Annotated in this window: 10 protein-coding genes; 2 read left to right on the forward strand and 8 right to left on the reverse strand. The window is 33.5% G+C overall.

The window, feature by feature from the left end; all coding sequences use genetic code 11:
- Positions 1–280 precede the first annotated feature (280 nt).
- Both recU and CM54_RS04205 read left to right on the forward strand, forming a co-directional pair.
- Positions 281–907 carry a Holliday junction resolvase RecU gene (gene recU, locus CM54_RS04200; RefSeq protein ID WP_002433974.1) on the forward strand — a complete coding sequence of 209 codons (627 nt, stop codon included), beginning with the start codon at positions 281–283 and terminating at the stop codon, positions 905–907.
- Positions 904–3,141: a transglycosylase domain-containing protein gene (locus CM54_RS04205; RefSeq protein ID WP_037549162.1), complete on the forward strand. Its 2,238-nt coding sequence runs from the start codon at positions 904–906 to the stop codon at positions 3,139–3,141. Before recU ends, CM54_RS04205 begins: the two co-directional genes overlap by 4 nt.
- 142 nt (positions 3,142–3,283) lie before the next feature.
- Here CM54_RS04205 and CM54_RS04210 read toward each other — a convergent pair whose 3' ends face one another.
- The 8 genes from CM54_RS04210 to bshA all read right to left on the reverse strand — a co-directional run bounded on the left by CM54_RS04210 (position 3,284) and on the right by bshA (position 12,498).
- Positions 3,284–3,613, reverse strand: a complete 330-nt coding sequence (locus tag CM54_RS04210; protein ID WP_037549163.1) for a YpoC family protein — start codon at positions 3,611–3,613, stop codon at positions 3,284–3,286.
- Between the two features lie 6 nt (positions 3,614–3,619).
- The gene (gene nth / locus CM54_RS04215; RefSeq protein WP_002433690.1) at positions 3,620–4,279 is read right to left on the reverse strand and encodes an endonuclease III; all 660 of its coding nucleotides are present in this window, start codon (positions 4,277–4,279) and stop codon (positions 3,620–3,622) included.
- Positions 4,269–4,961: a DnaD domain-containing protein gene (locus tag CM54_RS04220; protein ID WP_002433943.1), complete on the reverse strand. Its 693-nt coding sequence runs from the start codon at positions 4,959–4,961 to the stop codon at positions 4,269–4,271. Before CM54_RS04220 ends, nth begins: the two co-directional genes overlap by 11 nt.
- 96 nt (positions 4,962–5,057) lie before the next feature.
- A complete protein-coding gene (gene asnS / locus CM54_RS04225; protein WP_002433789.1) occupies positions 5,058–6,350 on the reverse strand; it encodes an asparagine--tRNA ligase in 1,293 nt (430 codons plus the stop codon).
- A gap of 125 nt (positions 6,351–6,475) precedes the next feature.
- The gene (locus CM54_RS04230; protein ID WP_037549164.1) at positions 6,476–9,178 is read right to left on the reverse strand and encodes a helicase C-terminal domain-containing protein; all 2,703 of its coding nucleotides are present in this window, start codon (positions 9,176–9,178) and stop codon (positions 6,476–6,478) included.
- 27 nt (positions 9,179–9,205) lie between these two features.
- Positions 9,206–10,177, reverse strand: coding sequence for a biotin--[acetyl-CoA-carboxylase] ligase (locus CM54_RS04235; RefSeq protein WP_037549166.1), 972 nt, complete (start codon positions 10,175–10,177; stop codon positions 9,206–9,208).
- On the reverse strand, positions 10,164–11,366 hold the full coding sequence (locus tag CM54_RS04240; RefSeq protein WP_037549168.1) for a CCA tRNA nucleotidyltransferase: 1,203 nt from the start codon (positions 11,364–11,366) through the stop codon (positions 10,164–10,166). Before CM54_RS04240 ends, CM54_RS04235 begins: the two co-directional genes overlap by 14 nt.
- A gap of 1 nt (position 11,367) precedes the next feature.
- Entirely contained in the window at positions 11,368–12,498 is a 1,131-nt protein-coding gene (bshA, locus tag CM54_RS04245; protein WP_037549170.1) for an N-acetyl-alpha-D-glucosaminyl L-malate synthase BshA, read from the reverse strand.
- Positions 12,499–12,510: the final 12 nt, after the last annotated feature.

The raw sequence follows: 12,510 nt of genomic DNA on the forward strand, positions 1-12,510 counted from the left end.
TTTACAAAGATTTTGTTATCGGCGAATTTGTTTTGAAAGATTTATGTTACTTTTATCATTTAAGTCTCGTTTAAATAACTATAATTTTAATAAATAATAAATTATAGATTACGTTTATCTTTCATTTATGAAAGAAATCGTGACAGAATAGGCTAATCACGTTAAAATAATGAATGATGTATGTTTGTTAAATAACATATACATTCAAATACTAGAGTTTGATTGAGTTTTTTCATTTACATATCTAAAGTTTTCTCATCAAACTTGTGTGGTGAATATTATGAATTATCCTAATGGTAAGCCATACTCAAAAAATAAGTCTTCGGACGGACGAAAGCCTTCACCCTTTTCAAGTAACATTGAATATGGTGGACGCGGAATGTCGCTTGAAAAAGATATAGAACAATCCAATACGTTCTATTTAAAAAGTGGCATAGCAGTCATTCACAAGAAGCCTACTCCCGTTCAGATAGTCAATGTTCACTATCCTAAACGTAGTAAGGCTGTGATTAATGAAGCTTATTTTCGTACACCTTCAACTACCGATTATAACGGCGTTTATAATGGGTATTATATCGATTTCGAGGCAAAGGAAACGAAGAATAAAACTTCTTTTCCCCTTAATAATATACATGCACATCAAGTTGAACATATGAAAAATACATATCTTCAAAAGGGAATTGTTTTTCTTATGATACGTTTCAAAACACTTGATGAAGTCTATATATTGCCATATTCTAAGTTTGAATTTTTCTGGGAAAGATATACTCAAGAAATCAAAAAATCGATTACAGTTGAAGAAATTCGGAAAAATGGTTACCATATTCCTTATCAATATCAACCAAGATTGAATTACCTCAAGGCAGTTGATAAGTTGATATTAGATGAAAGTGAGGACCGCGTATGACGGAAAATAAAGGGTCTTCCCAACCTAAAAAAAATAATAGTAAAAATGGTGGGAAGTCCGACGAACAAAAGAATAGGAATGTTAAGAGAACGATTATCAAGATAATCGGCTTTATGATTATCGCCTTTTTCGTTCTGTTGTTACTTGGTATCTTGTTGTTTGCTTACTATGCATGGAAAGCGCCAGCATTTACTGAGTCGAAACTAGAAGACCCAATTCCGGCTAAGATTTATGATAAGAATGGGGATCTAGTTAAAACGTTAGATAACGGTCAACGTCATGAACACGTCAACATTAAAGACGTACCAAAACACATGAAATATGCCGTTTTAGCAACAGAGGATAATCGATTCTATCATCACGGTGCGCTAGACTATAAGCGCTTATTTGGTGCTATTGGGAAGAACTTAACTGGTGGATTTGGTGCTCAGGGTGCGTCAACTTTAACACAACAAGTTGTTAAAGATTCATTCTTAACACAACAAAAATCTATCGGTCGTAAAGCTCAAGAAGCTTACCTTTCATACCGTCTTGAACAAGAATATAGTAAAGATGAAATATTCCAAGTTTACTTGAATAAAATTTACTATTCTGATGGTGTTACTGGTGTCAAAGCTGCAGCTAAATATTACTTCAACAAGGACTTGAAGGACTTAAACTTAGCTGAAGAAGCTTATCTTGCAGGTTTACCACAGGTTCCTAACTTATATAACATCTACAATAACCCTAAAGAAGCGAATAGCCGTAAAGACACAGTGCTCTATTTAATGCATAAACATCACAGAATTACTGATAAAGAATATGCTGATGCTAAGAAACTTGATCTAAAAGCGAACTTAGTAGAACGCTCTAAGAAAGATCGTCAAGTGAACGCTAATAATAATGATTCAGAGTATGATTCTTACGTTAACTTCGTTGAATCAGAATTAATGAATAATAAATACTTCAAAGACAAGAACTTAGGCAACGTCCTACAAAGTGGTATTAAAATTTACACTAACATGGACAAAGACGTTCAGAAAACGCTTCAAGATCGTGTTAATAATGGTGGTTCTAACTACTATAAAAATGATGACCAACAAGTTGGTGCTACGATCTTAGATAGTAAAACTGGTGGTCTTGTAGCTATTTCAGGCGGACGTGACTACAAAAATGTCGTAGAACGTAACCAAGCTACAGATGCTCACCCTACTGGTTCATCATTAAAACCATTCTTAGCTTATGGTCCAGCTATTGAAAATATGCAATGGGCTACTAACCACGCAATCCAAGACGAATCTTCATATTGGGTTGATGGTTCAGAATTCAAAAACTATGACACTAAAAGTCATGGTAAAGTTTCTGCTTATGATGCTTTACGTCAAAGTTTCAATATTCCTGCTCTTAAAACTTGGCAACAAGTTAAGAAACAAGCAGGTAACGATGCGCCTAAGAAATTCGCTTCTAAAGTTGGCTTAGATTACAACAGTAAAATAGGTCCATCTGAAGTACTTGGTGGTTCATCTTCTGAATTCTCACCTACTCAATTAGCTTCAGCATTTGCTGCAATTGCTAATGGTGGAACTTATAACAATGCTCACTCTATTCAAAAAGTAGTCACTAATGATGGTGACACTATTGAATATGATCATACTAGTCACAAAGCGATGAAAGATTATACAGCTTATATGTTAGCTGAAATCTTGAAAGGCACATTCAAAGCATACGGTTCAGCTTATGGAAACGGTGTTTCAGGAGTTAATATGGGTGCTAAAACTGGTACTGGTACTTATGGTTCTGAAATTTATCAAAAATATAACTTACCAGACAGTGCAGCCAAAGACGTATGGATTAACGGATTCAGCCCTCAATATTCAATGTCAATTTGGATGGGCTTCAATAAAGTTAAACAATACGGTACTAACTCATTTGTAGGACATACTGAGCAAGAATATCCACAACATTTATTCGAAGATGTAATGTCTGATATCTCTTCTAAAGATGGTGAAGACTTCAAGAAACCTAATGATGTTAATGGTAGTGATGCGGATAACTTATCTGTTAAAGGTCACCCAGACAACGACACTACTAACCGTAGTGTTCACGGAGATAGTGATTCGTCATCAGGCAATAGCTCATCTTCAAACTCAGGTAATAGTTCTAGCAATAACAGTAGCTCTTCTCAAAGTAGCTCTGGTAACGCACTAACTCGTTTATTTAACTTAAATGCTATATTTGATAACAAAGCATCATAATTGATATAGCAAAGGTCCCAATTTCATGTTTTGAAATTGGGACTCTTTTTATATATTAAAAGAGTCAAATTGCATTGTTTGGAGGAACATCTTCCCTTTCATAACAATACAATTTGACTCTTAAATTTTTAAATAGGCTTACTTAACGATTGCGCTTCTTCCTTATTTGATAAGAGGCATTCATTTTAATTAACTCACTTTTTAACGTTTTCATTTGTCTATATCCCATAAAATGATATTTTCTAGCAATCATATAATGATACCGTTCATCAAAATTCATAGGTACTACAGGATACTCATTTAAGTGATCAAAATTGATTTCACTGATTTCATTAATTTGTTTAAAGTAATTAAGTATCATCTCAAAATAATCATCAATAATAGGTTTAGCCTCTTGAGATTTTAACTTCTTCTTACTCGCTAACTTATCGAGTAGTGTTTCTAATTGTTCGAAATCATCTTTCTTAATCACTATAAATCACGCTTCCTTCAAACTAGCTTTATAACGTTTCTGACCTTCTCTACAATCATCTAATAAAGGACATATATCACATTTAGGTTTTCTAGCTAAACAATGATATCTTCCAAAGAAAATAAGTTGATGATGACTTCTATTCCATCTTTCACGTGGGATGATATCACAAAGACGATCCTCAACTTGTCTAACATTGTCTTTCCATCGATTAATACCTAAACGTTTAGAAACTCTTTCAACATGCGTGTCCACAGCTAAAGAAGGTTCTCCAAATGCTACACTCATCACCACATTTGCAGTTTTTCGTCCGACACCTGCTAAACTTTCTAATTCTTTGTGAGTCTCTGGTATACGTCCATCAAATTGATCGAGTAATGAACGACATAATTTTTTTATATTTTTCGCTTTATTACGATATAGTCCTATTGAACGTATATCATTTTGAAGCTCTTCATCGCTAACATTAAGGTAATCTTCCGGTGTTTTATACTTTTCAAAGAGTGAACGTGTCACACGGTTGACTAAATTATCCGTACATTGAGCTGACAGTAATACAGCAATAGTGAGTTCGAATGCATTATCATGCTTTAATTCACACTCTGCGTCTGGAAACATATTCGCAATGACATCTATCATTTCTAATGCTTTCTTTTTACTTATCATCTGGTTTCTCTCCATTTAACCAATCAAATTTGGGAACTTGTTTAACTACATGTTTCATTTTAGGTTGCTTCTGATTAAATTGTTCTCTTATTTTTTTGGAGTCATCTACTGTTTTAACATTGTTCTTCTTCCAATTTAACAGTATGCGATCTATATATTTAAAACTTAATTTGTTTTGACTCAGTGCTTCGTCTAATGCTGCTTGAATGACGGATAGATCATGTTGATCCACATCTATCCATTGGTTTAATGTTTCTATTTCGTAGGGTGAAAGTGGTCTCCCAAAGGATTGTTCCATCAATTGAAATAGCTGTTTAAATTGCTCTTTACTATCTTGCTCTTGGTTATTTAAATTTTGTTTCTTTAGTATTAGGCTTAATTTCTCATAAAAAGGGTCTAAATTCATATACTCAGTGAATTTACCTTCTTCGTCTTTACTCACATTTAATTCTAATAATTCGTGTTGTATTAAATTTTGAATGACGGCAGTGATTTCACGAGGTTGCATATGAGACCCTTTTTGAAGCAATTCTATAGAGGGCTGCTTATTAGATGTTTCTGATGCGTAAATCAATTTAATCAGAATCACTAAATCTTGTTCATCTATACCTAATTCCGCATAATGATCTAATAATTCTCTTCGAATTACGACAGGACGTGTTTTAAGTTGAAACAAATCCAAGTGTTTTCCCCTCCTATTTAAAATGAACGCCCAGCCGTATCAATTGACTGGACGTTTTGGCATCATTTTGAAAATGAAGTTCTTATTTCACCTCTATTATGGGTATAAACGATTTAATAAACGTGGGAATGGTGAAGTTTCACGCACGTGTTCTACTCCTGAAATCCACGCAACTGTTCTTTCTAAACCAAGACCAAAACCACTATGTGGTACACTGCCATAACGACGAAGATCTAAATAATAACTATAACTTTCTTCATCTAATTCATGTTCTTTAATACGTTGTTCTAATAAATCTAAATCATTAATACGTTCAGAACCGCCAATGATTTCGCCATAGCCTTCTGGAGCAATTAAATCAGCACATAATACTGTATCTTCATTGTCAGGATTAGGTTGCATATAGAACGGCTTAATTTGAGTTGGGTAATTAGTTATAAACACTGGTAAATCATAATGATTAGCGATTGCAGTTTCATGAGGTGCTCCGAAATCTTCGCCCCACTCAATATCATCAAAGCCTTGTTCTTTTAAGAATTCAATCGCATCATCATATGAAATTCTTGGGAATGGTGTTGCTACTTTTTCTAACTTAGTCGTATCACGGTCAAGGGCTTTAAGTTCTAATTCACAATTTTTAAGTACTGATTGTACAACGTGAGTGACATATTGTTCTTGTACCTCTAAACTCTCAGCATGATTTGTAAATGCCATTTCTGGTTCAATCATCCAAAATTCAATTAAATGGCGACGTGTTTTAGATTTTTCAGCACGGAACGTTGGACCGAAAGAAAATACGCGACCATGTGCCATAGCTGCAGCTTCCATATATAATTGGCCACTTTGAGATAAGAATGCATCTTGGTCGAAGTATTTAGTATGGAATAACTCACTTGTACCTTCAGGTGCACTTGCAGTTAAAATTGGTGGATCAATTTTAGTAAAGCCATTGTCGTTAAAGAATTCATATGTTGCACGAATAATTTCATTTCTAATTTTCATCACGGCATGTTGTTTCTTAGAACGTAACCATAAATGACGGTGATCCATTAAGAATTCAGTACCGTGATTCTTAGGTGTGATTGGGTAATCATGCGCTTCATGAATGACTTCAATTGATTTTACTTGCATTTCATAGCCTAAATCAGAACGATTATCTTCAGTGATTGTTCCTGTTACATATAATGAAGATTCTTGAGTAATCTCTTTAGCTAATTGGAAGGTCTCTTCATCAACTTCTGATTTCACTACAACCCCTTGCATAAATCCAGTACCATCACGTAATTGTAAGAACGCGATTTTACCGCTAGAACGTTTATTTGTTAACCAAGCACCAATAGTTACTTCTTGGTTTAGATGTTGTTTCGCTTGTTTAATCGTAGTCTTCATAACCAAACTCCTATTTTTCTATTCTTTTAATACTTATTTATTTTAACAAAATCTTCTATTAACTTCTACATGTTGACTTCTGTGATTGCTTTCTTGAAAATGACTTCGCTACGTCAAATTAAACTCTATTTTCCTTTTTTAATTGATTTCTGAATGTGCCCTAGTAATTTATTGAATTGTTGAATATCCCCTTTTTTCTGGCGATAATTTTCCAAGGTTTGAGCAAAGAAATTCTTAAAATTACTATTGACTAAGCGATCATCGAACGACACTATAAGCCCTTTATCATCCTCATTACGTATTAATCGACCTAAACCTTGTCTAAAGCGAGTGACAGCGTCTGGAAGGACGTAATCTTTGAATGTTGACGTAAATTCAGTGTCCATAAGCCAATATTTCGTATTGTGTTTATTCATAAATGGTAGCTTAGCTATCATGACACACTTAATACCATCAGCTTGAAAGTCGAAGCCTTCAAAGAATGTTGATGTACCTAACAAGATAGATTTTTCAAAGTTATTAAATTGTTGAACAATTTTATAATTTTGATTCTGTTGTTGAGTGAGTATCACGTAGTCCTCAAATGGTGGTAATTCGTTTAACATATCTTGAACCATATGCATCATCTTGTAACTTGTAAATAAGACGAGACATTTTGATTGAGTCATAGTGACATATTCGACAAGATAATCCACAATTGATGCCACATAGTCTTCAATATTCTTATAATTATAAGAAGCTACATCAGTAGGAATAAAAACGCTCGTATTTTTAGAGGCTTTCATCGATGTCGATACTTCAAATGTATTAAATTCGGTATGATTGTTAAACCAATTCTTAAAGTTATCAAATGAATGATTGAAAGTTAACGTACCGGAAATAAAAGTGAGCGAATCAAATTTATCAAGAACTTGAGTTGTCAAAATATCTTTTACTGCAAAGTCTTTAACAAGCAAACGAATTGTAGACTTTTGAGTTAGATTTTTGATTGAAATATAACTTGTATGATTATCTTTTAAACTTTGCTCTATTTGTTTAAATCTATCGTTGAGATAAAGTAACTGTTTACGAATCGATTTAATTGTTTTATGGCTAATGCCATTAAAAATTTCCAACGTTTTATTTAGTTTATCAATGATAGCGTGTAAATCTTTTAATATATTATCAGTCTCAAATTGGTAAACATAATGATACTTATGAACTTCATCGTCATAGACTTCAGATGACTGAATAATTTCATAAATCGTTGTAAATAAACGCTCATTCAAGTCATGGATGTCATTGATGTTTGATTTAAGTCCGAATACATCAATAGGTGCTATATCTAATTTCTCAAGAATACGTTGTTGTTCTAATTTGTCTATAGCTTTGAGTAGTTTTTCATTTTCGTTTCTACCGATTAAGCCTAATTGATATTTAATATCAGAATAGTTCAATTCATTAGTGACTTGATTTAGGGCATAATCTGGTAATCGGTGTGCTTCATCAATGATACAATCGTCGAATAATTGATATATTGAATTTTCTGCATCCGAATGAATTAAATGTGCGTGATTCGTAATACCGATTTGAATATTTTGAGCGTTACGTTTTATAAAATTGTAGTAATGGATGTCATGACGTACAGGAACGTAAGTTTCAATCTTTTGATCGAAATACATTTTCTGTCCGCCTTTTAAGTTTAATTCTTGGATATCACCTGTAGTTGTTTCTGTAATCCAAATTAATAATTGCATTTTTAGAATGCTAACTTCATAGTTATTAGTATCATCTTTTAAGATTTGACTAATCAAACCAAGTGAAATGTAATCATTTTTACTTTTGATTAGAGATGCGTTGATTTTAAATTTTAATGCCTCGTTTAATGCGGGAATATCTTTTTCAAGTAACTGACTCTGCAGTATTTTAGTATTTGTAGATATCATCACGTGTCGCCCAGTCTCAATATTGTACATGAGTGCTGCAAGTAAATATGCAAGGGACTTACCACTTCCTAGAGGCGCTTCAATCATTGCTTTATCACTATGCATCAGTTGATCAAGAATAATTTCTGAAAGATAAAGTTGTTGAGGACGATAAGTCATATTTAGAGCTTTCGTAGCTTTTTTATAAAGCGTTTTAAGAGAACCTTCAAACTTTGTTTGTGGACCTTTTAAATCTACTTGTTTACGATATATGATTTGTTCGAATTGGCCAAATTGGTCATCCAAGGGTTTCGATTGATTTGTTCTTACCATTTCGAAAAGGATATTGTATAAATCATATTTAAGATTTTTACTTAAATAATAAAGTTGCTTTTGCGTATCTAAAGGTAAACTTTCAAACTTTTTGAAGGCCTTAATCATTAACTTTGCAGTCGTTGTAGCATCTTCATCGGCACGATGTGCTTTGTCTAAGGGTATATCATGTGCTTGAGCGAGCTCGCTTAACTGGTAACTTTTATCTGTTGGGAACGCGATTTTAAACAATTCAAGTGTATCCATCACTTTCTTAGGTTTGAATTGAATGTCACAGTTATTGAAAGCATTTTTAATGAAATTAAGATCAAAAGAAATATTATGTGCCACGAAAATGCAATCTTTAATTTGGTCGTAAATATCCTCAGCAACTTCATTGAAATAAGGTGCTTGAGCGAGCATATCCTCTTCAATAGATGTCAAAGCTTGAATAAATGGAGGAATTTCTAAATCAGTGCGAATCATTGAATGATAAGTATCAATAATTTTATGATTGCGTACGAAAGTAATGCCTATTTGAATAATTTCATCATAATCTAGTTGATTACCAGTTGTTTCTAAATCAACAACTGCATAGGTTGCAATTCCCATAACGCCCTCTCTCCTTGTCTTCAGTGTTTATAAATCTATATCTGCACTCATTAGTCGATGTAAATTCCCTTCATCATCTTTCACAAGTAAGAAACCATCTTGGTCGATATCAAATGCCTCACCTATAAATTGGTGACCATTCTCGGTAAATCTTAATTGACGATTCCACATATTTGTTGCTGCAATATATTCTTCTCGAATCGTCTCAAATGGTTGCTCTAAGAATTGTTTATAACGTTTATTAATCTCATAGAGTAGTATTTTTAGAAAATCATAACGATTTATTTTATCATCAGCATGCAACCTCATACTTGTTGCAATGTGACGTATTTCATCATTAAAGTCGTCCTCAACATGATTCATATTAATACCTATACCACATATAATCGCTTCTATAGCATCATAATTAGCTACCATTTCAGTTAAAAAACCACAAATTTTCTTTTTCCCAATGTAAATATCATTAGGCCATTTAATTGCTACACGATCATTAGAGAATTGTTGAATGGCATCCCTAATTCCCAATGCGATAAATAAATTAAATTTAGGAATCATTGCAAATGGAACATTTGGTCTTAATACTAGAGACATCCACAGACCTTTACCCTTAGATGAACTCCAATTGCGATTAAAGCGTCCTCGTCCTTCTGTTTGTTCATCACTTAAAATTAAAAATGATGATTTGTTGCCTACTAATGCTTTTTTAGCTTTAGTTTGTGTTGAATCAACTGAGTTATAAACTTCTATCTGATCAATTGAATCAAAATCTTTTACGATGGGTTGAACAATGCCACTGTACCATTGATCGGGGAGTGCATTGAGCTGATGACCTTTATGATTGACGGATTCGATGTCACAACCATCGTTTTTTAATTGATAGATAATTTTTTTAACGCCTGCTCGTGATATATTAAGTTGATCAGCTATAAATTGCCCTGAGATGTAATTTGGTTGATTCTCATATAACATTCTTACTACGTCTTGACTATACTTTGACATTCGCATCCACCCATTCTAGTATTTCAACTTTAGTATTCTTAATTTGTTGTGTGATAATTGCCACTTCTATTTGTCTTAACACATCTTTTAACCACGGTCCTGATTTCGTATTAAGGTGTTGGATAATATCACCACCATTGATAGCCATTTCCTTTCGATGATGGATAGGTAACTGGTTATATACTTCTTCAATAGAACGTTCATTTAAGATTAAAGGATTAGGTGTGTTAAGATTGTTTTTCTTGATTGTTTCCTTAGTAGCTAATACATTTTTAATATTTTTTATGTCATTATCATAAATCACAATAATTAAATCCTGCTTAGATTGTACCTGTGGTAATGTTTTAATTAAATTCGCTAAGGTGTGAATATTAGAATTTTCGTTATTGCTTATCTTTAGTAATTTAAGTGTATCAGTCATCGGTTGCTGAGCTAGCATGATAGCGATCCACATTTCAAATTCTAATGGTTCATCGATATGAACGCGTTGCATATTAAATGAATTAAAGAATGGAATGTGCTTAAAGGCATCTATCTCTTTCATTTGATTAAAACTTTGAGCAACATTGATACCCTTAATGAGTTTCTTTAGTTCAACAACAATGCGTTCTATAGATAGGTATTGAATATCAGCAATCTGCTTGCGCATCGCATCAAATGTATTGTCTACAATCTTAAAATCGAGTTGAGCTTGAAAACGTAGTCCTCGAATGATACGTAACGCATCCTCTTCAAATCGTTCACGAGGTTCACCTACTGTACGAATCAGCCGTTCTTTTAAATCGCGTTCACCCTCAAAATAATCATATGTTTTATAATTAGAATCCATTGCAATGGCATTTACAGTGAAATCTCGACGTTGTACGTCTTGGTATAAATCACGTACGAAGTGCACTTCGCTCGGTCTACGATGATCCACATAATCTTCTTCAGCACGAAATGTTGTTACTTCATAATTTTCATGATGATAAACGACATTGATAGTACCATGTTCCTTACCTATTGGAATGGTCTTCTCAAAAATATCTTCAATTTCATTAGGCGTTGCACTGGTAGTAATATCAATATCATGGATGTCTCGTCCCATGAGATAATCACGAACTGAACCCCCAACGAAGTATGCTTCAAATCCATGATGCTGAATATGATCTAATATTGGTTTGGCACGTTCAAATAACTCGTTACTCATCTTAATTTTCACCTTGTTCTAACATTTTTTTATAATAATGTTCATACTGATCAGTAATCAATTCTGAAGAAAAGCGATCACGAATATCTTCAAGCATTTTTGATTGCATTTGTTTATATAAATTGGGATTTTCTAAGAGCTGAATCGCATATTGCGCTGCTTGTTCACTGTCACCAATATTTACTATAAAGCCCGTCTCTTCATGCTTAATTACCTCTTTGATACCTCCAGCATTTGTACCAATTGGTAATACACCCGTCTTCATTGCCTCTAATAAAGTTAAACCAAAACTTTCTTTTTCACTTAAAAGTAGCACGAGATCTGATAGTTGATAAAATGCACTTACATCATTTTGTTTACCTAAAAATAGTACATGCTCTTCTACATTGAGTTCGCGAGCTTTTTGGCGCATATCTAGTAATTCTGGGCCGTCTCCAAGTAATATTAGTTTACTAGGAATTCGTTCATGTACTTTGGCGAATGTTTCAATGATTGTATCAATACGTTTTACTCTTCGGAAGTTTGATACATGAATGAGTACCTTCTCTTCAGGTAATATGCCGTAACAATCCTTTAATTCTTCATTATGTCGTGTTGGGAATTCATTTTCACGAACAAAATTATAAATAGGTACAATTTCTTTATTTGTATCAATAATTTCATATGTTTGTTGTGCAAGAGAATGACTCACACTGGTAACAATGTCACTCTGTTCGATACCAAATTTAATAGCATTCTTAAGCGAATGATCATAACCAAGCACTGTAATATCTGTGCCGTGAAGTGTAGTCATGATCTTTACATCTTTGCCGGACATTTGCTTTGCTAAAATGCCACAAACCGCGTGTGGTACGGCGTAATGCATATGTAAAACGTCTAAATCGTATTCTTTAATGACGTCAGATATTTTAGTACTTAATGTGATATCATATGGCGGATATTGAAATACTGCATATTGATTCACTTCAACTTGATGGAAAGTAATATTCGGTAAAGGTTTACGTATTCTAAAAGGAATATTCGAGGTAATAAAATGAACGTCGTGTCCGCGTTCAGCCATCTTTATACCAAGCTCTGTTGCAATGATTCCAGAGCCGCCCATGGACGGGTAACAAGTAATACCGATTTTCATCTGTGCCCATCC

This window comes from Staphylococcus sp. TE8, from assembly GCF_000692055.1.
Lineage (GTDB): Bacteria > Bacillota > Bacilli > Staphylococcales > Staphylococcaceae > Staphylococcus > Staphylococcus capitis.